The organism is Streptomyces amritsarensis, from assembly GCF_001953875.1.
In the GTDB taxonomy this organism is placed as follows: domain Bacteria; phylum Actinomycetota; class Actinomycetes; order Streptomycetales; family Streptomycetaceae; genus Streptomyces; species Streptomyces amritsarensis.
This window is the reverse complement of record NZ_MQUR01000025.1, coordinates 29,746-49,626: the sequence shown is the minus strand read 5'-3', so window position 1 is coordinate 49,626 and position 19,881 is coordinate 29,746. Positions and strand designations below refer to the sequence as shown.

The following is a 19,881-nucleotide window of genomic DNA, read 5'->3' as shown; positions in this document are numbered from 1 at the left end:
TGCTCCGGTTGCCCGATGAGAGTCGGGTCTTTTCCCCGGCAAACCACTTCAGACCTCTGATTCCGGTGCGCCGGATTCACTGTAATTGCATCTGAAGTCTTTGGAGTGACCTGTGGCTGCCAACTGCGACGTTTGCGCCAAGGGGCCGAGCTTCGGCAACAACATCTCCCACTCGCACCGCCGCACCTCGCGTCGCTGGAACCCGAACATCCAGCGCGTTCGTGCCGTGGTCAATGGGACGCCGAAGCGCCTCAACGCCTGCACCTCGTGCATCAAGGCCGGCAAGGTCTCGCGCTGACGCCCGTCGTAGCGCAGCCCCTTCCGGTTGCCAAGAAGGCCGGTCCACCTCTGGTGGACCGGCCTTTTGCCTTGTCCGGGGGCTCCCGCAGGCCGGGACCGGGGCGCTCCGGGCGGGTTCAGCGCAGCCGCCAGGCGTGATCCACCGGGCCGATGCCCGCGCCGAGTGCGAAGCCGGCGGCGATGCCGCCCGTGACGTACTCCTTGGCGGCCGTGACGGCCTCAGGGACCGCCAGGCCCTTGGCCAGGCCGGCCGCGATGGCGCTGGCGAGGGTGCAGCCCGTTCCGTGGGTGTGGCGGTTGGAGTGGCGCGGGGCGCGCAGCCACCGCTCCTTGGTGCCGTCGGTGAGCAGGTCCACCGCCTCGTCGCCGTGTGCCGCGAGGTGCCCGCCCTTGATCAGCGCCCAGCGGGGCCCGTGGCCGAGGACGGCGTCGGCGGCCCGGCGCATGTCGTCCTCGGTCTCCACGACGATGCCGGTGAGCTGGGCGACCTCGTCCAGGTTGGGTGTGGCCACGGTGGCCCGCGGCAGCAGCTCCGTGCGTACGGCGTCCAGCGCGGAGGCGGCGAGCAGGGCGTCCCCGTGCTTGGAGACGCCGACGGGGTCCACGACGGCGGGGGCCGCCGTGTCGGCCAGCAGCGCGGCGACGGTCTCCACCAGGACGGCGGACGAGAGCATGCCGGTCTTCACGGCGTGCACCCCCATGTCGTCCACGACGGCCCGGTACTGGGCCGTGACGGCCTCGGCGGGCAGCTCCCAGGCTCCCCGTACACCGAGTGAGTTCTGCGCGGTCACGGCGGTCACCACGCTCATTCCGTGGACGCCGAGCGCCAGCATGGTCTTGAGGTCGGCCTGGATGCCCGCGCCGCCGCCGGAGTCCGATCCGGCGACGGTCAGGCACAGCGGCGGCGCCGCGTTCACGGCGTGCCGTCCTGGGCGGCCGGGTCGGCCCCGAAGTGGTCCCAGCCGCCGGTGCTGGTCCAGGGCGCGCCGTCGACGGTCACCTGGGGCAGCGCGGAGCGGTTGAGGACCTCTCCGATGACCTTCCAGCGGGCGGGCAGCTTCACGTCGGGCGGGAAGGTGGCGACGATCGCGTGGTCCTCTCCCCCGGTGAGCACCCACTGGAGCGGGTCGACGCCGACGGCCTGCCCGATGTCGTGCATCTGGGTCGGGATGTCGACGGCGGCCGAGCGCAGGTCGATCCGTACCTTGCTGGCCTCGGCGATGTGCCCGAGGTCGGCGATCAGGCCGTCGCTGACGTCGGTCATGGCGCTGGCGCCGAGCCCGGCGGCCGCGGGGCCGGCGTGGTACGGCGGCTCGGGGCGCCGGTGGGCCTCGACGAACGCCCGCGGGGAGCGGAAGCCGCGCGAGAGCACGGCGAAGCCCGCCGCGGACCAGCCGAGCCAGCCGGTGACGGCGACGACGTCGCCGGGCTGGGCTCCGGAGCGCAGGACGGGCTCGTGGTTGCGCAGGTCGCCGAGGGCGGTGATGGAGACGGTGATGGTGTCCCCGCGGACCACGTCCCCGCCGACCACGGCCGCGCCGGCGACCTGGCACTCGTCGCGGATGCCGTCCATGAGCTCGGTGGGCCAGGTGACCGGGAGTTCGGCGGGTACGACGAGGCCGAGCAGCAGCGCGGTCGGCACCGCTCCCATGGCCGCGATGTCCGCCAGGTTCTGCGCGGCGGCCTTGCGGCCCACGTCGTAGGCCGTGGACCAGTCGCGCCGGAAGTGGCGGCCCTCCAGCAGGATGTCGGTGCTCGCCACGACCCGCCGGTCGGGGGCCGACACCACGGCGGCGTCGTCGCCGGGTCCGAGCCGGACCGCCGGGGTGGTGGTGAGCCGTGAGGTGAGCTCCCTGATCAGCCCGAACTCCCCCAGCTCGCCGACAGTGCCCTTCATCGCTGTGCCCCTTCTTGCCCAGTCCGCTTGCGGTCGCGAGCCGTCACAGCTCTGGGTACCGTCAACAGATACGTCAACTTCTGCTCTCCGCACGCCCCGCTGTGCGTGGCGCCGGGCCCGCAGGTCTCCCCGTGGCGCACGGCGACGCGGTACCGTGGCGTCCCTTCTTCCCCCGGCCCTGTCCATCGTGTGGGGTCCACCCGAAGATTAGGGGAAATGATCCTCGTGGCCGCCCTGGAGGTTCCGTGGTACAGGCGTACATCCTTATCCAGACCGAGGTGGGCAAGGCGTCGTTCGTCGCCGAGTCCATCGGCCAGATCCCGGGGGTGATCCAGGCCGAGGACGTGACGGGTCCGTACGACGTGATCGTGCGCGCCCAGGCCGACACCGTGGACGAGCTCGGCCGCATGGTCGTGGCCAAGGTCCAGCAGGTGGAGGGGATCACCCGCACCCTGACCTGCCCGGTGGTCCATCTGTAGCCCCCGTCTACTCTTGGCCGGTGATGTCCCTCCACCGCCGGCCCGTCCGTGTCCTGGCCATGCCCGTCGCCCTGGCCGTGTCCGCCCTGGCGGCATGCTCCCCGGGCGGTTCGGTGGCCCGGGTGGAACCGCCGCCCGCGCCACCGGCCGACGTCGCGGGGTTCTGTGCGGCACTGCACAAGGAGCTCCCGGAGACGGTGGCCGGCCTGGCGCGGACCCGGACCGAACCGGAGTCCGACCTGACCGCCTCGTGGGGCGGCTCGGCGATCGTACTGCGGTGCGGTATCGCCAAGCCCCCCAAGATGCTGGATCCGAAGCAGGAGGGCGTCCACGTCAACGACGTGGCCTGGCTGCTGGAGAAGCTCGGCGACGGCGGTTTCCGTTTCACCACCGGGCTGCGGCTGGCCTACACGGAGGTCCGGGTCGACAAGGAGCATGCCACGGACGCGGGGATGCTCGTGGGTCTGTCCACGGCGATCGCCGCGACCGTGCCCGAGGGCGTCTCCTCCTACTGAGTTCCGGCACACCGCCGCCCGCCGGCCGCCCCGTGGGAGGGCGGTCGGCGGGCGGCTCTGTACGTGCCTTCTAGCGCAGGCCCGTGGAGCGGCGCAGGGCGGCCTGGATCAGGCGGTCCACCAGCTCCGGGTACGCGATGCCGGACTTCTCCCACATCAGCGGGTACATCGAGATCGGCGTGAAACCGGGCATCGTGTTGATCTCGTTGATGACGAAGTCGCCGTCCTCGGTGAGGAAGAAGTCGGCGCGCACGAGGCCCTCGCAGGACGCGGCCTCGAAGGCCTCGATCGCGAGCCGCTGCACCTCGGCGGTCTGCTCCGGGGTGAGGGGGGCGGGCACGATCCCGGAGGCGGAGTCGATGTACTTCGCCTCGAAGTCGTAGAAGTCGTGGCTGGACACCGGCGGGATCTCGGCGGGCACGCTCGCCCGCGGCCCGTCCTCGAACTCCAGGACGCCGCACTCGATCTCGCGGCCGCGCAGCAGCGCCTCGACGATGATCTTCGGGTCGTGGCGGCGGGCCTCCTTGACGGCGGCCTCCAGGCCGGAGGCGTCGTCGACCTTGGTGATGCCGATCGAGGAGCCGGCCCGGGCGGGCTTCACGAAGAGCGGCCAGCCGTGCTCGGCGGCGAAGTCCAGGATCCTGGCCGTCGCGGCGTCCCGGTCGGCTTCCCACTCGCGGGGGCGGATGGTCACGTACGGGCCGACGCTCAGCCCGAAGGACGTGAACACCCGCTTCATGTAGTCCTTGTCCTGCCCGACGGCCGAGGCGAGGACGCCCGAGCCGACGTAGGGGATGCCGGAGAGCTCCAGGAGGCCCTGGAGGGTGCCGTCCTCGCCGTAGGGGCCGTGCAGCACGGGGAAGACGACGTCGACCTCGCCCAGGGCCTTCGGGACGGCGCCCGGCTCGGTGTAGACGACCTGGCGGCTGGCCGGGTCGACGGAGAGCACGACGGCGCCGTCCTCGGACTCGGCGAGCTCCTCGACGCTCGGGAGCCTGCGGTCTGCGATGGCCATCCGCGCGGGCTCGTCGGCGGTCAGCGCCCACCGGCCGTCCGTGGTGATGCCGATGGGCAGCACCTCGTACTTGGACCGGTCGATGGAGCGCAGGACGGCGCCCGCCGTGACGACCGAGATGGCGTGTTCCGAGCTGCGGCCGCCGAACACGACGGCCACGCGGGGCTTGCGGCCCTGCTGCTCAGGGGTCTGGGGGAGGTTCTCGCTGCTCATATCGGCATGAGAGTACCCGCTCATGCGTCCGGAAAGGAGTTAGCGACGTTCCGGTTTGGCGCTGCGGCCCATCAGCTCCTTCAGGGCCACGAGGGTGGGCTTGCCGTGGTGGACGATGTCCACGACGGTCTCGGTGATCGGCATGTCCACTCCGTGGCGGCCCGCCAGATCGGCCACCGACTGGCAGGACTTGACTCCCTCGGCGGTCTGTTTGGTGACCGCGATGGTCTCCTCCAGGGTCATCCCGCGGCCGAGGTTGGTGCCGAAGGTGTGGTTCCGGGAGAGCGGCGAGGAGCAGGTGGCGACCAGGTCGCCGAGGCCCGCGAGGCCGGAGAAGGTGAGCGGGTCGGCGCCCATGGCCACGCCCAGGCGGGTCGCCTCGGCCAGTCCGCGGGTGATGAGCGAGCCCTTGGTGTTGTCGCCGAGGCCCATGCCGTCCGCGATGCCGACGGCGAGGCCGATGACGTTCTTGACGGCGCCGCCGAGCTCGCAGCCGATGACGTCGGTGCTCGTGTACGGGCGGAAGTACGCGGTGTGGCAGGCGGCCTGGAGGCGCTGGGCCACGGCCTCGTCCACACAGGCGACGACGGAGGCGGCGGGCTGGCGGGCGGCGATCTCGGCGGCCAGGTTGGGGCCGGTGACGACGGCGATGCGCTCGGCGGGGACCTTGGCCACCTCCTCGATGACCTCGCTCATCCGCTTCGCGGTGCCGAGTTCGATGCCCTTCATGAGGGAGACGAGCACCGTGTCGGGGGCCAGCAGCGGGGCCCAGGCGGCGAGGTTTTCGCGCAGGGTCTGGGAGGGGACGGCCAGGACGGTGAAGTCGGCGCCCGCGGCGGCCTCGGCCGGGTCGGCCGTGGCCCGGATGTTCGCGGGGAGTTCCACGCCGGGGAAGTAGTCCGGGTTGGTCCGGCCGGTGTTGATGGCGTCGACGACCGCGGTCCGGCGGCCCCACAGGGTCACCTCGCAGCCGGCGTCGGCGAGCACGATGGCGAAGGCCGTGCCCCAGGAGCCTGTTCCGAAGACGGTCGCCTTCACGGGACGTGTCACTTCATGCCCTCCCCTGCGGCCTTGCGCCGCTGTTCCGCCCTGGCGTTGCGATGGTCGTACGGCTGCTCGGGCGCGGTTTCCCCCCGCACCTCCTCCAGGAGGCCGGTGATGGCCGCCATGATGACCGCGGTGGCCTCCTTGAGGACGTCCGGGGTGGGCTCCCGGTCGTAGAAGGCCGAGAGGTCCACGGGCGGGCCGGCGAGGACCTGGAGGGTCTTGCGCGGGAACAGCCGGACCTTGTTCTCCTTGGCGTAGGGCGGCATCGCGAGGTTCGCGCCCCACTGGGCCACCGGAATGACGGGCGCCTTGGTGATCAGCGCGACCCGGGCGGCGCCGGTCTTGCCGGCCATCGGCCACATGTCGGGGTCGCGGGTGAGGGTGCCCTCGGGGTAAAAGGCGACGCATTCACCGCTCTCGATGGCGTCGACGGCGGCCCGGAATGCGTCCAGGGCGTTGGTGCTCTCCCGGTAGACGGGGATCTGCCCGCTGCCGCGCAGGATCGCCCCGACAATGGGGACCTTGAAGAGGGCGGCCTTGGCGAGCAATCGGGGCACCCGGCCGGTGTTGTACTGGAAGTGCGCGTAGGAGAGCGGGTCCAGGTACGAGTTGTGATTGACGGCGGTGATAAAGCCGCCCTCGGCCGGAATGTGCTCCATTCCCCGCCAGTCCCGCTTGAAGAGCACTACCAGCGGCGGTTTTGCGATGACCGCCGCCAGGCGGTACCAGAAGCCGATTCTGCGGCGGGACACTCGGACACCTTCCTCTAGGACCGGTGCGCGGCTGGGGCACCTCGTCGTCGGCCGGACAAGTGTCACCCCGGGCCCGGTCTCTGTCGAGAACACCGTACGCCCCGCCCGCACCGCCGGGGTCCCGGGCTGTCGGGGCGGGGGCGACAATGGGCCGACACATGACCCGGCCATGACCCGGCCTTGGCCCGGGAAGGGACCGGAGCGCACCGGAGGGAAGGGGTCCGTCACGAACGCCGTCTGGAGTCTGGTGGTCCCGCTGAAGCCTCTGTCGGTGGCCAAAAGCCGTCTCGCGGCAGCGGTGGGGGCCTCCCGTCCGGGGCTCGCCCTGGCCTTCGCCCAGGACACCGTGGCAGGGGCGCTGGCCTGCGCGGCGGTCGCGGATGTGGTGGTGGTCACGGACGATGCCGCGGCGGGTGCGGAACTGGCCAGGCTGGGGGCCCGGATCGTGCCGGACGCCCCGGCGGCCGGGCTCAACGCGGCGCTGGCCCACGGAGCGCGGGCGGCGCGGCGGCGGCGGCCCGGAGCCGCGGTCGCGGCGATGAACGCCGACCTGCCGGCGCTGCGGCCCCCTGAATTGCTACGCGTGCTCGAAAACGCCTCGGTATTTCCGCGGGCATTTCTGGCGGATGCGGCCGGAATCGGGACGACTCTGCTTTCCGCCGCACCGGACGTGGAATTGGCGCCGTCCTTCGGGGGTCCGTCGCGGGCCAGGCATTCCGCGTCGGGAGCCGTCGAAATCGCACTGGCGGACGTCGACAGCGTACGGCGGGACGTGGACACGGCCGCGGACCTGCGGACGGCGCTCGCCCTCGGTGTGGGGCGTCACACGGCCCGATACAGTGCGGGTATGCAGGCGACCGCGTACACGTACGACTCCCAGACCCGCAGCGGAAGTGTGCTGCTGGACGACGGCACCCCGGTGTCCTTCGAGGCCCCGGCGTTCGACGCGGGCGGTCTGCGGCTGCTGCGTCCCGGTCAGCGGGTCCGCATCGAGACCGACGGCAAGGGCGCGGACCTGCGGATCACCCTGATCACGCTCCAGACCTTCTGAGCCGGTCCGCCGGGACGTCCGCGCGGCGCCCGGCGGCCGCGGAACGCACCGCGGGCCGGCCTCCCCGAGGGGAAGCCGGCCCGGCGTGTGTGACTCGTGCCCCTACTTCTTGCGGGCGGTGGTCTTCTTCGCGGTGGCCTTCCGGGTCGCCGTCTTCTTGGCCGGCGCCTTCGTCGCTGCGGTGGCCTTCTTGGCCGCCGGGGCGGTCTTCTTCGCGGCGGCGGTGGTCTTCTTGGCCGCGGCGGTGGTCTTGGCGGTGGTGGCCTTCTTGGCGGCGGTCGTCGCCTTCTTCGCCGTGGCGGTGCTCTTCACGGCCGCCTTCTTGGCGGTCGCGGTGGTCTTCTTCGCCGCGGTCTTCTTTGCGACCGTGGTCTTTGCCGCGGCCTTCTTGGCGGTGGTGGCCTTCTTCGCCGCGGCCTTCTTGACCGTGGCGGAGGCACCGCCGGTGAGGCTGCCCTTGGGCGCCTTCTTCACCGACACCTCGCCGCCCTTGGGCAGCTTCTTGGTGCCGCTGACCAGGTCCTTGAAGCCCTGGCCGGCGCGGAATCGGGGCACGGAGGTCTTCTTGACCCGGACGCGCTCACCCGTCTGCGGGTTGCGGGCGTAACGGGCCGGACGGTCGACCTTCTCGAACGAGCCGAAGCCCGTGACCGAGACCCGGTCGCCCGCGACGGTAGCGCGGACGATGGCGTCCAGTACCGCGTCGACAGCGTCCGCGGCCTGCTGGCGGCCGCCCAGCTTGTCGGCAATCGCTTCTACGAGCTGCGCCTTGTTCACGTCTTCCCCTTCGGAGACTTCGCCAGAACGAATGTGTTCAAGCTTATTTCGCACGTTAGGCGGATATATACCGCAAATCAAACACGAAACGGGCTAATCACCCTAGTGCCGCAACGCCGGAGGCGGTTACGGAGTTCCTTCGCATCAGTCGCCTTCAGGGAATCGACCCTCGTCGAGGTCCTTCATCAACCTGTCCAGGCGCCTTGCCGCATCGGCGAGGTCATGCTTCGCCGCGGCTGTGGCGACCAACAGCTTCCGGGACAGCGCCATCCTTACGCCCTCCGGGACTTGCAGTGAGCGCACCCGTGTGTGTGCTTCTTTCAGCCGGTCCGCGACGAGTTCGTAGAGCTCGAGTTGACTGTCGCGTTCCATGCACAGATTGTGCCATCTGGGGCGAGTTGTCGCCTCACGGGGCCTCAACAAACGGCTGTGCCCCCCGCCGGAAGGCGGGGGGCACAGTGTTGTCGGCGTGATCACCCGGGGGTGAATAAGCGCTGATCAGGCAGGAATCAGGCCTGAATCGTGCGCGGCTTGAAGGCCGGGCGGGCGCTTTCGTAGGTGGCGATGTCCGCTTCGTTCTGAAGGGTGAGCGAGATGTCGTCCAGGCCTTCCAGCAGACGCCAGCGGGCGTTGTCGTCCAGTTCGAACTCGGCCACGACGCCTTCCGCGCGCACCTGGCGGTCGACCAGGTCGACGGTGATCTCGGCGGTCGGGTCGGCCTCGGTCAGCTCCCACAGCCGGTCGACGGTCTCCTGCGGGAGGACGACGGTCAGCAGGCCGTTCTTCAGCGAGTTCCCGCGGAAGATGTCGGCGAAGCGGGAGGAGATGACCGCCTTGAACCCGAAGTTCTGCAGGGCCCAGACGGCGTGCTCGCGCGAGGATCCGGTGCCGAAGTCGGGGCCGGCGACGAGCACGGTCGCGCCGGCGCGCTCCGGGCGGTTCGTGACGAACTCCGGGTCCTTGCGCCAGGCCTCGAAGAGCCCGTCCTCGAAGCCGTCGCGGGTGATCTTCTTGAGCCAGTGGGCCGGGATGATCTGGTCGGTGTCGACGTTGCTGCGGCGCAGCGGGACGGCCCGGCCGGTGTGGACGGTGAAGGCTTCCATGGTTCAGACTCCGGCGGTCGCGTCGGCGGCGGACAGGTCGGCGGGCGAGGCCAGATGGCCCAGCACCGCGGTGGCGGCGGCCACCTGCGGGGAGACCAGGTGGGTGCGCCCGCCCTTGCCCTGCCGGCCCTCGAAGTTGCGGTTGGAGGTGGACGCGGAGCGTTCACCGGGCGCCAGTTGGTCGGGGTTCATGCCCAGGCACATCGAACAGCCCGCGTGCCGCCACTCGGCGCCGGCCTCCTTGAAGACCTTGTCCAGGCCCTCTTCCACGGCCTGGAGGGCGACGCGGACCGAGCCCGGGACGACCAGCATCCGTACGCCATCGGCGACTTTGCGGCCCTCGATGATCCCCGCGACGGCGCGCAGGTCCTCGATGCGGCCGTTGGTGCAGGAACCTACGAAGACGGTGTCGACCTTGATGTCGCGCAGCGGCTGTCCGGCGGTCAACCCCATGTACTCCAGGGCCTTTTCGGCCGCGAGGCGCTCCGAAGCGTCCTCGTACGAAGCCGGGTCGGGGACGTGGGCCGACAGCGGCGCGCCCTGGCCCGGGTTGGTGCCCCAGGTGACGAACGGGGACAGCGCGGCGCCGTCGATGACGACCTCGGCGTCGAAGACGGCGTCCTCGTCGGTGCGCAGGGTCTTCCAGTAGGCGACGGCCGCGTCCCAGTCCTCGCCGACGGGGGCGTGGTCGCGGCCCTGGAGGTAGTCGAAGGTGGTCTGGTCGGGGGCGATCATGCCTGCCCGGGCGCCGGCCTCGATCGACATGTTGCAGATGGTCATGCGGGCTTCCATCGAGAGCCGCTCGATGGCCTCGCCGCGGTACTCCAGGATGTAGCCCTGGCCGCCACCGGTGCCGATCCGGGCGATGATCGCCAGGATCAGGTCCTTCGCGGTGACACCCTCGGCCAGCTCGCCGGTGACCGTGATCGCCATCGTCTTCGGGCGGGCCAGCGGCAGGGTCTGGGTGGCCAGCACGTGCTCGACCTGGCTGGTGCCGATGCCGAAGGCCAGCGCGCCGAAGGCGCCGTGCGTGGAGGTGTGCGAGTCGCCGCAGACCACGGTGGTGCCGGGCTGGGTCAGGCCCAGCTGCGGTCCCACGACGTGGACGACGCCCTGCTCGACGTCGCCCAGCGAGTGCAGGCGCACGCCGAACTCGGCGCAGTTCGCCCGCAGCGTCTCCAGCTGGGCGCGGGAGACCGGGTCCGCGATCGGCTTGTCGATGTCGAGGGTGGGGGTGTTGTGGTCCTCGGTCGCGATGGTGAGGTCGAGGCGTCGGACCTTGCGGCCGGCCTGGCGCAGACCTTCGAAGGCCTGCGGGCTGGTCACCTCGTGCAGCAGGTGCAGATCGATGAAGAGGAGGTCGGGCTCGCCTTCGGCGCGCCGGACGACATGGTCGTCCCAGACCTTCTCCGCGAGTGTCCTACCCATCGCTTTCCCTCCGGCCGGCGGGTTGTGCCGGCGCTTCATAGAGATCTGTGCCGCCGGCCGCCCGTACCCCACGTCCCGGACGACGGCGCTCGGACCCAGTGGTTCGTGGACCCGCACATACAGACTCGCTGGTTCTTGGAAAAATTGAACTTGCGTTTCACAGTGTGAGACGCGAATATCGTTTCATGGACAACTCTAGCGGCGTCGGCGTTCTCGACAAGGCAGCTCTGGTATTGAGCGCACTGGAGTCCGGTCCGGCCACCCTCGCCGGGCTGGTCGCGGCGACAGGGCTCGCACGACCCACGGCACATCGCCTTGCCGTGGCACTGGAACACCACCGGATGGTGGCGAGGGACATGCAGGGCCGGTTCATCCTCGGTCCGCGGCTGGCGGAGCTCGCCGCCGCGGCCGGCGAGGACCGCCTGCTGGCCACGGCGGGACCGGTACTCACCCACCTCCGGGACGTGACGGGCGAGAGCGCACAGCTCTACCGCCGTCAGGGAGACATGCGCATCTGCGTGGCGGCGGCGGAACGGCTGTCCGGCCTTCGCGACACCGTCCCCGTCGGCTCGACCCTGCCGATGAAGGCCGGCTCGGCCGCGCAGATCCTGATGGCCTGGGAGGAGCCCGAGCGGCTCCACCGCGGCCTCCAGGGCGCGCGCTTCACGGCGACGGCGCTCTCGGGCGTACGGCGCCGCGGCTGGGCGCAGTCGATCGGCGAGCGGGAGCCCGGCGTGGCGTCCGTCTCGGCACCGGTGCGCGGGCCGTCGAACCGCGTGGTGGCCTCCGTGTCGGTCTCCGGGCCGATCGAGCGGCTGACCCGGCACCCGGGCCGGATGCACGCCCAGGCCGTCATCGACGCGGCCGCCCGGCTCACGGAGGCGCTGCGCCGCTCCGGCTGACGCCCCCACCCCCTCCGTTCACCCCCGGGCCCGGGGGCGCGTTCGACGCCGCACACGTCCGAACACGCGCCTCCGGGCCCGTACTTGTACTCGCGCCGGAAGGGTCGGCGCACAGCGAAGAGGCCCTCCGCGATGAATGCGGAGGGCCTCTTCAGTGCGTACCCCCGACCGGATTCGAACCGGCGCTACCGCCTTGAGAGGGCGGCGTGCTAGGCCGCTACACAACGGGGGCTTGCTTGTACTGCGCTGGGCTACCAGGACTCGAACCTAGAACAAAGGAACCAGAAACCTTCGTGTTGCCAATTACACCATAGCCCAATGTGGTCTATACCAGACCAGTACCCCCGACCGGATTCGAACCGGCGCTACCGCCTTGAGAGGGCGGCGTGCTAGGCCGCTACACAACGGGGGCCCTAGCGATCCTGCATCAAGACGTCCGGGAGCTACCCAAAAGGAGATCTTGCGGGAAGGATCTGTACCCCCGACCGGATTCGAACCGGCGCTACCGCCTTGAGAGGGCGGCGTGCTAGGCCGCTACACAACGGGGGCAAAGCACTGCGTTACTACTGCACTGCGCTGGGGTACCAGGACTCGAACCTAGAATAAGGGAACCAGAAACCCTCGTGTTGCCAATTACACTATACCCCACCGAAAGTCAACCCCCTGGGGGATTTTTCTTTCGAGTGGCGCCTCCGTCCGGCCTTTCGGCCCGCTCCGGCGGCGCAGAAAGAACATTACCGGATGCCTGACCGTGCTCCAAAACGGGTATCCCGTGCCAGCAGCTCGGGCAGCCGGTCAAGGCCTTCGATCCGGTGCGCCCCCTCGGGGCCGGGCCCCCTGCGGCCGTCCCGGTCGATCCAGACGGCCAGCAGCCCCGCGTCGCGGGCCCCCCGCGCGTCGATCTCCGGCTGGTCCCCCACGTACGCCACGTCCTGCGGCGGCAGCCCGAGCGCATCGCACGCGGCGAGGAACGCCTCCGCCTCGGGCTTGCTGACGCCGAGCTCGACGGCGCAGACCAGCACCTCGAAGCGTTCGCGCAAGCCGAGCTGGCGCAGTTTGGGGTCCTGGTTGGCCGTGGAGGAGTTGGAGAGCACCCCGTGCCGGTAGTCGGCCGCGAGGGCGTCGAGCGCGGGCACGACGTCGGGGAAGACGGTCCAGGCGGTCTTGTAGTGCTCGACGTAGCTGTCGAACCAGGCGTCGGCCTCGGCCGCGGTCATGCCGGGCTCGTCGAGGAACTCCCGCACCCGCTCCTGCCGCTGCCCCTGGAAGGTCCCCACGCCCGCGGCGAAGTTCGCCCAGTGGCGGTCGGTGATCTCCCGCCAGCGGGCGAGCGCCTGCGCGGGCGTCCCGTAGCGCTCGGCGAGCCGCTCGGCCTCCAGCTGCGCCGCGAGACCGGCCGCGTCGGCCCCCGTGTAGTCGAAGAGGGTGTCGTCGATGTCCCACAGCACGGCGCGGATCGGCATGTGCCCGAGCCTACGCCGCGGGCACCTGCGAGGTGGGCACGATGGGGAAGTCCGTCACGATCCACGGCCCCGCCGACAACGCCGCAGGGGGCGGCGGCCCGGGTCCGGGCGCCGCCCCCTGCGGGACGTGACGGTGCCGGCGCGGGTCAGCCGGCCAGCTTGGCCAGGGCCGCGTCGATGCGGGCCAGCGAACGCTCCTTGCCCAGGATCTCCAGGGACTCGAAGAGCGGCAGGCCGACCGTGCGGCCGGTGACGGCCACGCGGACGGGGGCCTGGGCCTTGCCGAGCTTGAGGCCGTGGGCCTCGCCGGCTGCCAGGACGGCCTGCTTGAGGGACTCGGGGTCCGACCAGTCGGCGTCGGCCAGCTTCTCGCGGGCGGTGGTCAGCAGGGCCGCCGGGTCGCCCTTCATCGCCTTGTCCCAGGACGCCTGGTCCTCGACGGGCTCCTTGCGGAACAGGAAGTCGACGTTGGCGGTGATCTCCGACAGGACGCCCACGCGCGTCTGGGCGTACGGCGCGATGCGCTCCCAGGCCTCGGGGTCGAAGTCCTCCGGCTCCCAGTTGGCGTGCGGGGCCTGCAGCCAGGGGGCGCAGCGGTCCGCGAAGACCTTCGGGTCGAGCAGGCGGATGTGGTCGCCGTTGATCGACTCGGCCTTCTTCAGGTCGAAGCGCGCCGGGTTGGCGTTGACGCCGTCGATGTCGAACCTCTGGACCATCTCCTCGATCGAGAAGACGTCCTGGTCCTTGGAGAAGGACCAGCCGAGGAGCGAGAGGTAGTTCAGCAGGCCCTCGGGGAGGAAGCCGCGCTCGCGGTAGAGGTTGAGCGAGGCCTCGGGGTCGCGCTTGGAGAGCTTCTTGTTGCCCTCGCCCATCACGTACGGCAGGTGGCCGAAGGCGGGGGTGCCCTTGGCGACGCCCAGCTCGATCAGCGCCTTGTACAGGGCGATCTGGCGCGGGGTCGACGAGAGGAGGTCCTCGCCGCGCAGGACGTGCGTGATCTCCATCAGCGCGTCGTCCACCGGGTTGACCAGGGTGTAGAGCGGGGCGCCGTTGGCCCGGACGATGCCGAAGTCCGGCACGTTGTCCGGGGTGAAGGTCAGCTCGCCGCGCACCAGGTCGGTGAAGGTGATGGGCTCGTCGGGCATCCGGAAGCGGACGATCGCGGGGCGGTGCTCGCCCTGGTACGCCTCGATCTGCACGGTGGTGAGCTCGCGGCAGTGGCCGTCGTAGCCGGAGGGCTTGCCGGCGGCGCGGGCGGCGGCGCGGCGCGCGTCGAGCTCCTCGGTGCTGCAGTAGCAGTGGTAGGCGTAGCCGCCGTCCAGCAGCTTCTGGGCGACGTCCTTGTAGATGTCCATGCGCTCGGACTGGCGGTACGGGGCGTGCGGGCCGCCGACCTCGGGGCCCTCGTCCCAGGTGAAGCCGAGCCACTTCAGCGAGTCGAGCAGCTGGTCGTAGGACTCCTCGGAGTCGCGGGCCGCGTCGGTGTCCTCGATGCGGAAGACGAACGTACCGCCGTGGTGGCGCGCGAACGCCCAGTTGAAGAGGGCGGTGCGGACCAGGCCCACGTGGGGGTTGCCGGTCGGGGAGGGACAGAAACGTACGCGAGGGAGTACCCCCTGCTCGAGCGGGGCCGAGAGCTTGGGGGAGGGTCCGTTAACCACGCTTGATCACCTTGTTGGTGAGAGTGCCGATGCCTTCGATGGTGACGGCGACCTCGTCGCCGACGTTGAGGGGGCCGACTCCGGCCGGGGTCCCCGTGAGGATGACGTCGCCGGGGAGCAGCGTCATGGCCTCGGTGATGTGGACGACCAGGTCCTCGATGGAGCGGACCATGTCACTGGTGCGGCCCAGCTGGCGCTGCCGGCCGTTGACCGTGCACTGGATGGCCAGGTCGCCCGGGTCGAGGTCCGTCTCGATCCAGGGTCCGAGGGGGCAGGAGCTGTCGAAGCCCTTGGCCCGGGCCCACTGCTTCTCCCGCTGCTGGACGTCGCGCGCCGTGACGTCGTTGGCGCAGGTGTAGCCGAGGATGACGTCCTTGACGCGCTCCCTGGGGACCTCGCGGCACATGCGGCCGATGACCACGGCGAGCTCCGCCTCGTGGTGGAGGTCCTGGGAGAAGGAGGGGTAGGTGATCGGGTCACCCGGGCCGACCACCGAGGTGGACGGCTTGAAGAAGGTGATGGGGGTCTCAGGGACCTCGTTGCCGAGCTCCGCCGCGTGCTCCGCGTAGTTGCGGCCGATGGCCACGACCTTGTTCGGGAGCACGGGCGGCAGGAGCCGGACCTTGCTCAGCGGGACCTTGGTACCCGAGAGCTCGAAGTCCGCGAACGGGATGCCCTTGATGATGTCGAGCACGAGCGACGCTTCGTTGCCGGGGGCGGCGTCGCCCTCGACCGCGCCGAACGCGACATTGCCGTCGATCGAGAACCTGGCGATGCGCACGTGTTGCGTCTGCCCCTCTTGTGTTGGACGCCGGCTGGAGTCTGAGGTCCCCAGGCTAACGCGGCGGGCAGCGGCGCTTCACGTTCCGTGCGGGGCGGCTTACTGCGCGGCGGCGGCGACCGGCGCGTCCATGAGGACCGTGCGCCGGGGGTTGGCGGTCTGCGTCGGCAGCTCGACGGCGTGCTCCGGGGTGGCCGGGGCCGCCTGCAGCTCCTCGGCGTCCTTGAGGTGCGCGAGGGTGGTGCGGCGGGGGTTGGCTATGTTGCGGAACATCGTCGTCGTCTTCATCGGAGTTCGGGGTCCTCGGTTCGGTCTGTGGATGTCGGCCGGCGCGCGCACCAGCCCTTGCGCCAACCCTTTAAGGGGCAAGGCTAAACATCTGAATCCCCTGCCGAACCGGGAAGTAATGGCCACGGCTATGTGAGTTTGCTCACCCGTGACCAGACATTACTTCCATAACGGACAGTCAACGAGACCCGCCGAAACGGACATTGCGTCACTGAATGCGTCATTCCGCTCCTGATCATCGCGACTGGGACACCTTGCCAGCCATGTTGTTTGGATGACGTAAGTCCGATTTCAACCGAATGCGGTCGCACATCGCGTAGCACCTCTGTCACATGCCGTGACCGACTCTCCGGGGGAACCCGCGCACCTTGTTGGAGATCCGCCACTGTGCTGGAATTCGCGGGACCGCCGCGGGACTCAGTCCGGCGCGCAGGTGGCGCGACACAGCGCCGAGCGGCGGACGGAAAGGGAGACGCGCCGGTCACCGACGACCACCATGGGGCCGAAAGCGCCCCACGACTCGACACCGTTCCGCCGGTCGCCCGGCGGGACGCCTGGTCCAGAGGTTGCGACGCTAGTGCAGGGACGATTCAAGAGGGATGGCAGCGCTGCGGCGGAGCAGGAGCCGCGCGGCGGGACCGACCGTGGCTCCTCGCCCCAGCACGCCCAGAACCGCGGGCCGGCTGTCGAGGGCGCAGGCCCCGACGCCTCCGCAGCGGTGAAGGCCAAGGGCCGCGTGAAGTCCGTGAAGGCCAGGTCCAAGGACAAGGGCAAGGCCGGGTCGACCGAGCAGGACGCGGCGATACCGAAGGCCCCCAGTGGGCCCGGCTCTCGCCTCGCCATGCAGAACTGGCGCATCAGCACGCGACTCGTGTCGCTGCTGACCCTGCCGGTCGTCGCCGCCACCACGCTCGGTGGCTTCCGCATCAACGACTCGCTCAACGACATCGCGCAGCTGGAGCACATGCAGCTGCTGACGACGATGACGCGACAGGCCACCAACCTGGCCGCCATGCTCCAGGAGGAGCGCGACCTCTCCGCAGGTCCGCTCACGCTGTCGCAGGGCAAGAGCAACAGCAGTGTCGACGGCGCCCGCGCGCAGACCGACACCGCCGCCAAGGCCTTCGCCGCCGCGACCGACAAGGTCGACAGCACGGGCGAGAAGGACGACACCCTCAAGTCGATCCGCAACAACGTGCTGCAGATCGGCCGTCAGCTCACGAACATCGAGACGATCCGCAGCAAGGCGTACGTCAACGGCGCCCAGCAGACCGTCAGCGAGTACAACGCGATGATCGTCTCGCTGCTCTCGCTCTCCCAGGACATGGCGCAGGCCACCTCCAACCCGGAGATGATCAAGCGTACCCGTGCCCTGGCCGCGTTCTCCGCCGCCAAGGAGTACGCCTCCATCCAGCGCGCGATCATCGCCGCCTCGCTGCCCGAGACCTCGGACAAGCAGGGCAGGCTGCAGGAGAACGACCGCCTCTACGCCCTCTCCGCCCAGAAGGGCGAGCAGCAGGCGAAGACGACCTTCGAGCTCGTCTACCAGGGCCGCACCGAGGAACTCCTCGCGGGTCTGGGCGACAGCAACTCCGAGATCTCCAGCGCCGACCACTACGCACGCCGCGTGCTGGCCAGCCAGGACGCCTTCCTGCGTGAGAAGAACCGGTCCTGGCTGGACTGGTACGACGCGGACGGCACCAAGCTCCAGGCGATGAAGGTCATCGAGCTGACCCTGCTCGAGGAGATGGAGCAGAAGGCCCGCGAGCTGAAGAACGAGGCCCAGCAGGACGCCATCATCAACGGTGCGCTGATCCTCCTCGTCCTCGGTGTCTCCCTCGTCGGCGCCTTCGTCATGGCCCGCTCGATGATCCGCTCGCTGCGCCGCCTGCAGGACACCGCGACGCGCGTCGCCCAGGACCGCCTGCCCGAGCTGGTCAAGCAGCTCTCCGAGTCCGACCCGCAAGACGTGGACACGTCCGTGGAGTCGGTCGGCGTGCACACCCGGGACGAGATCGGCCAGGTGGCCGCGGCGTTCGACGACGTGCACCGCGAGGCCGTCCGCCTCGCCGCCGAGCAGGCCCTCCTGCGAGGCAACGTCAACGCGATGTTCACCAACCTCTCGCGCCGCTCGCAGGGCCTCATCCAGCGTCAGCTCTCGCTCATCTCCGAACTGGAGTCGCGCGAGGCCGACCCGGACCAGCTGTCCTCGCTCTTCAAGCTCGACCACCTCGCGACCCGCATGCGCCGTAACGGCGAGAACCTCCTCGTCCTCGCGGGCGAGGAGCCGGGCCGCCGGTGGACCCGCCCCGTCCCGCTCGTCGACGTGCTCCGCGCCGCCGCGTCCGAGGTGGAGCAGTACGAGCGCGTCGAGCTGGCCTCGGTGCCCGGTACCGACGTCGCCGGCCGCGTCGTCAACGACCTCGTGCACGTGCTCGCGGAGCTGCTGGAGAACGCCACCTCGTTCTCCTCCCCGCAGACCAAGGTCAAGGTCACCGGTCACGCGCTGCCCGACGGCCGCGTGCTCGTCGAGATCCACGACACCGGTATCGGCCTCTCCCCGGAGGACCTCGCCGCGATCAACGAGCGACTCGCGTCGCCGCCCACCGTGGACGTCTCCGTCTCCCGCCGCATGGGCCTGTTCGTGGTCGGCCGCCTGTCCCTGCGACACGGCATCCGCATCCAGCTGCGCCCCTCCGACTCGGGTGGTACGACGGCCCTCGTCATGCTCCCGGTGGACGTCGCCCAGGGCGGCAAGAAGCCGGGCCCGACGCCGGGTCAGGGCGGTCCGGGCGGCGCCCAGGGCGGCCCCGGTGCCCAGGCCTCCGTGCCCGGTCCGGGCGGACGTCCCTCCGTGGGCGCGGGCGCCCAGCGCGGCCAGGTCGGCGGTGGCCAGCGCGCCGCCCTGCCGGGTCGCGACGGCGGTGCCGGCCAGCAGCGTCCGCAGGGCGGCCGGTCCCCGCAGCAGGGCGGTCCCGGTGCTCCCGGAGCCCGTCCGCAGCAGGGCCAGACCACCGCGGGACAGGGCCAGGGTGCCTTCGGCGCCGGCAGCCCCCTGCCGACACGCGGTCCGGTCCCCAGCGTCGGCTTCGGCGGTGGCCCCGGGGCCCGTCCGGCGCCCGCCGGTGCCTCCGGCTTCCAGCAGGGCAACGGCTTCGAGCGTCCGCAGCCGCAGCCGCAGGCTCAGCAGCCCCAGCAGGCCCAGCAGCAGCCGGCCGGTCCCGCGCAGGGCGGCCAGCGGCCGCAGCTGCCGCCGCGCGGCGGCGCCGCCGCCCGTCCGGAGCTGGCCGGCTCGCAGAGCACCAGCTGGGGCTCCGACCAGGCCCGCGGCCACGACGAGCTCTCGGGCCCCGGCTCGACGGCCGAGTTCGCGCGCCCGGACTTCAACGCGCCGATGCCCCAGGGCGACGGCACGGGCAGCACCACCGGCCAGTTCGAGCGTCCGGACGTACGGGGCCCCGTCGACCCGTCCAGCACCGGTCAGTTCGAGCGCCCGGGCTACCAGCCCCAGCGGCCCGGCGGCCCCGGTGTCGGCGGGTTCGCCCGCCAGCCGCAGGCCCCGCAGCAGCCCCAGCACATGCAGCAGCAGGCCCCGCAGCAGGGCGGCGAGTACGCACCCGTACCGTCCGCCCGGCCCGAGGCTCCGCGGCTGCCGCAGGCGCACCGGCCCGAGGCGCTGCCGCCGGCCCAGAGCTCCGGTGACGCCCGCAGCCCGATCTTCGACACGCTGGAGTCGAACTGGTTCCGCGAGGAGGGGCAGCAGCCCCCCGCGCAGGTCCCGGCCGTACCCCAGCAGCCGCAGCAGTCCGCTCCGTCGGCCCCGCAGCAGCACCAGCTGCCGCAGCGCGGCCAGGAGCACGCGGCCGAGCCCGCCCAGGCGACGACCGGCAGCATGCCGACCGTCAGCTGGAAGTCCTCGCCGAACGACGAGCTGATGCGGCAGGCCGAGCGCGTGCGCCAGCCCGCCGCCGGCGGCATCACGACGTCGGGGCTGCCCCGCCGGGTCCCGCGGGCGAACCTCGTGGCCGGCACGGCGCAGCAGCAGTCCGACGCACAGGCGGGTCCGCAGGTCTCGCGGGCGCCGGACGACGTCCGCGGCCGTCTGACCAACCTCCGACGCGGTATCCAGCAGGGCCGTCAGGCTGGCAACAACAGCCAGACGACCGGCAGTTACCACATCGACCCCACTTACCAGCAGGAGCGATAGTT

18 protein-coding genes, 5 tRNA genes and 1 pseudogene are annotated in these 19,881 nt (G+C 70.9%); 6 read left to right on the top strand and 18 right to left on the bottom strand.

Annotated elements, in window-relative coordinates; translation table 11 throughout:
- Window positions 1-112 precede the first annotated feature (112 nt).
- Window positions 113-298, top strand: a complete 186-nt coding sequence (gene rpmB, locus AVW11_RS13725; RefSeq protein WP_007266795.1) for a 50S ribosomal protein L28 — start codon at window positions 113-115, stop codon at window positions 296-298.
- 118 nt (window positions 299-416) lie between these two features.
- Here the strand turns inward: rpmB and thiD are convergent, their stop codons facing one another.
- Both thiD and AVW11_RS13715 read right to left on the bottom strand, forming a co-directional pair.
- Window positions 417-1,217 carry a bifunctional hydroxymethylpyrimidine kinase/phosphomethylpyrimidine kinase gene (thiD, locus tag AVW11_RS13720; protein WP_076044099.1) on the bottom strand — a complete coding sequence of 267 codons (801 nt, stop codon included), beginning with the start codon at window positions 1,215-1,217 and terminating at the stop codon, window positions 417-419.
- On the bottom strand, window positions 1,214-2,197 hold the full coding sequence (locus AVW11_RS13715) for a thiamine-phosphate kinase (protein WP_030847029.1): 984 nt from the start codon (window positions 2,195-2,197) through the stop codon (window positions 1,214-1,216). Before AVW11_RS13715 ends, thiD begins: the two co-directional genes overlap by 4 nt.
- Before the next feature lie 245 nt (window positions 2,198-2,442).
- Between AVW11_RS13715 and AVW11_RS13710 the strand changes: the two genes are divergently transcribed.
- A complete protein-coding gene (locus AVW11_RS13710) occupies window positions 2,443-2,676 on the top strand; it encodes an Lrp/AsnC family transcriptional regulator (RefSeq protein WP_030028650.1) in 234 nt (77 codons plus the stop codon).
- A gap of 23 nt (window positions 2,677-2,699) precedes the next feature.
- A complete protein-coding gene (locus tag AVW11_RS13705) occupies window positions 2,700-3,191 on the top strand; it encodes a DUF3515 family protein (protein WP_030847026.1) in 492 nt (163 codons plus the stop codon).
- A 70-nt stretch (window positions 3,192-3,261) separates the two neighbouring features.
- Here the strand turns inward: AVW11_RS13705 and AVW11_RS13700 are convergent, their stop codons facing one another.
- Genes AVW11_RS13700 through AVW11_RS13690 form a run of 3 tightly spaced genes read right to left on the bottom strand, consistent with a single transcriptional unit; the run spans window position 3,262 to window position 6,218 of the window.
- Window positions 3,262-4,419 carry a D-alanine--D-alanine ligase family protein gene (locus AVW11_RS13700; RefSeq protein ID WP_030847023.1) on the bottom strand — a complete coding sequence of 386 codons (1,158 nt, stop codon included), beginning with the start codon at window positions 4,417-4,419 and terminating at the stop codon, window positions 3,262-3,264.
- Window positions 4,420-4,458: 39 nt separating this feature from the next.
- Window positions 4,459-5,469: an NAD(P)H-dependent glycerol-3-phosphate dehydrogenase gene (locus AVW11_RS13695; protein ID WP_030847021.1), complete on the bottom strand. Its 1,011-nt coding sequence runs from the start codon at window positions 5,467-5,469 to the stop codon at window positions 4,459-4,461.
- Window positions 5,466-6,218 carry a lysophospholipid acyltransferase family protein gene (locus tag AVW11_RS13690; protein WP_030847018.1) on the bottom strand — a complete coding sequence of 251 codons (753 nt, stop codon included), beginning with the start codon at window positions 6,216-6,218 and terminating at the stop codon, window positions 5,466-5,468. The genes AVW11_RS13695 and AVW11_RS13690 overlap by 4 nt, the downstream gene beginning before the upstream one ends.
- 244 nt (window positions 6,219-6,462) lie before the next feature.
- Between AVW11_RS13690 and cofC the strand changes: the two are divergent.
- Window positions 6,463-7,065 (top strand): annotated as a pseudogene (gene cofC / locus AVW11_RS13685) (2-phospho-L-lactate guanylyltransferase); the annotation flags it as partial.
- 306 nt (window positions 7,066-7,371) lie between these two features.
- Here the strand turns inward: cofC and AVW11_RS13680 are convergent.
- The 4 genes from AVW11_RS13680 to leuC all read right to left on the bottom strand — a co-directional run bounded on the left by AVW11_RS13680 (window position 7,372) and on the right by leuC (window position 10,577).
- The gene (locus AVW11_RS13680) at window positions 7,372-8,046 is read right to left on the bottom strand and encodes an HU family DNA-binding protein (protein WP_060176866.1); all 675 of its coding nucleotides are present in this window, start codon (window positions 8,044-8,046) and stop codon (window positions 7,372-7,374) included.
- A 144-nt stretch (window positions 8,047-8,190) separates the two neighbouring features.
- Complete coding sequence (locus tag AVW11_RS13675; protein WP_030847009.1) at window positions 8,191-8,418, bottom strand: SCO5555 family protein; 228 nt, start codon at window positions 8,416-8,418, stop codon at window positions 8,191-8,193.
- A 137-nt stretch (window positions 8,419-8,555) separates the two neighbouring features.
- On the bottom strand, window positions 8,556-9,149 hold the full coding sequence (gene leuD / locus AVW11_RS13670; protein ID WP_030847006.1) for a 3-isopropylmalate dehydratase small subunit: 594 nt from the start codon (window positions 9,147-9,149) through the stop codon (window positions 8,556-8,558).
- 3 nt (window positions 9,150-9,152) lie between these two features.
- Window positions 9,153-10,577 (bottom strand): 3-isopropylmalate dehydratase large subunit, encoded by a 1,425-nt coding sequence (gene leuC, locus AVW11_RS13665; RefSeq protein WP_030847004.1) that lies wholly within the window; start codon window positions 10,575-10,577, stop codon window positions 9,153-9,155.
- Window positions 10,578-10,762: 185 nt separating this feature from the next.
- Between leuC and ndgR the strand changes: the two genes are divergently transcribed.
- A complete protein-coding gene (gene ndgR / locus AVW11_RS13660) occupies window positions 10,763-11,479 on the top strand; it encodes an IclR family transcriptional regulator NdgR (RefSeq protein ID WP_007266782.1) in 717 nt (238 codons plus the stop codon).
- A 159-nt stretch (window positions 11,480-11,638) separates the two neighbouring features.
- On the opposite strand, the gene AVW11_RS13655 is transcribed toward ndgR, so the two are convergent.
- From AVW11_RS13655 to AVW11_RS13615, 9 genes are all read right to left on the bottom strand, one after another.
- Window positions 11,639-11,711: transfer RNA gene (locus AVW11_RS13655), tRNA-Glu, on the bottom strand.
- A 14-nt stretch (window positions 11,712-11,725) separates the two neighbouring features.
- Window positions 11,726-11,797, bottom strand: a tRNA-Gln gene (locus AVW11_RS13650).
- Window positions 11,798-11,818: 21 nt separating this feature from the next.
- Window positions 11,819-11,891, bottom strand: a tRNA-Glu gene (locus AVW11_RS13645).
- A 64-nt stretch (window positions 11,892-11,955) separates the two neighbouring features.
- A tRNA-Glu gene (locus AVW11_RS13640) sits at window positions 11,956-12,028 on the bottom strand.
- A gap of 27 nt (window positions 12,029-12,055) precedes the next feature.
- Window positions 12,056-12,127, bottom strand: a tRNA-Gln gene (locus AVW11_RS13635).
- A gap of 86 nt (window positions 12,128-12,213) precedes the next feature.
- Window positions 12,214-12,942: an HAD family hydrolase gene (locus AVW11_RS13630; protein WP_030847001.1), complete on the bottom strand. Its 729-nt coding sequence runs from the start codon at window positions 12,940-12,942 to the stop codon at window positions 12,214-12,216.
- A 146-nt stretch (window positions 12,943-13,088) separates the two neighbouring features.
- Complete coding sequence (gene gltX, locus AVW11_RS13625) at window positions 13,089-14,603, bottom strand: glutamate--tRNA ligase (protein WP_076044097.1); 1,515 nt, start codon at window positions 14,601-14,603, stop codon at window positions 13,089-13,091.
- A complete protein-coding gene (locus AVW11_RS13620; RefSeq protein WP_030846996.1) occupies window positions 14,596-15,384 on the bottom strand; it encodes a fumarylacetoacetate hydrolase family protein in 789 nt (262 codons plus the stop codon). The genes gltX and AVW11_RS13620 overlap by 8 nt, the downstream gene beginning before the upstream one ends.
- A gap of 99 nt (window positions 15,385-15,483) precedes the next feature.
- Window positions 15,484-15,672, bottom strand: a complete 189-nt coding sequence (locus AVW11_RS13615) for a hypothetical protein (RefSeq protein WP_030029864.1) — start codon at window positions 15,670-15,672, stop codon at window positions 15,484-15,486.
- 577 nt (window positions 15,673-16,249) lie between these two features.
- Here AVW11_RS13615 and AVW11_RS13610 point away from each other — a divergent pair.
- Entirely contained in the window at window positions 16,250-19,879 is a 3,630-nt protein-coding gene (locus tag AVW11_RS13610) for a sensor histidine kinase (protein ID WP_060176864.1), read from the top strand.
- The last annotated feature ends 2 nt before the right edge of the window (window positions 19,880-19,881 follow it).

Coding starts and splice junctions, on each gene's coding strand:
- AVW11_RS13700 (WP_030847023.1), bottom strand. CDS start 4,419: ATGAGCAGCGAGAACCTCCCCCAGACCCCTGAGCAGCAGGGCCGCAAG.
- ndgR (WP_007266782.1), top strand. CDS start 10,763: ATGGACAACTCTAGCGGCGTCGGCGTTCTCGACAAGGCAGCTCTGGTA.
- AVW11_RS13675 (WP_030847009.1), bottom strand. CDS start 8,418: ATGGAACGCGACAGTCAACTCGAGCTCTACGAACTCGTCGCGGACCGG.
- AVW11_RS13630 (WP_030847001.1), bottom strand. CDS start 12,942: ATGCCGATCCGCGCCGTGCTGTGGGACATCGACGACACCCTCTTCGAC.
- AVW11_RS13615 (WP_030029864.1), bottom strand. CDS start 15,672: ATGAAGACGACGACGATGTTCCGCAACATAGCCAACCCCCGCCGCACC.
- AVW11_RS13715 (WP_030847029.1), bottom strand. CDS start 2,197: ATGAAGGGCACTGTCGGCGAGCTGGGGGAGTTCGGGCTGATCAGGGAG.
- leuC (WP_030847004.1), bottom strand. CDS start 10,577: ATGGGTAGGACACTCGCGGAGAAGGTCTGGGACGACCATGTCGTCCGG.
- AVW11_RS13705 (WP_030847026.1), top strand. CDS start 2,700: ATGTCCCTCCACCGCCGGCCCGTCCGTGTCCTGGCCATGCCCGTCGCC.
- leuD (WP_030847006.1), bottom strand. CDS start 9,149: ATGGAAGCCTTCACCGTCCACACCGGCCGGGCCGTCCCGCTGCGCCGC.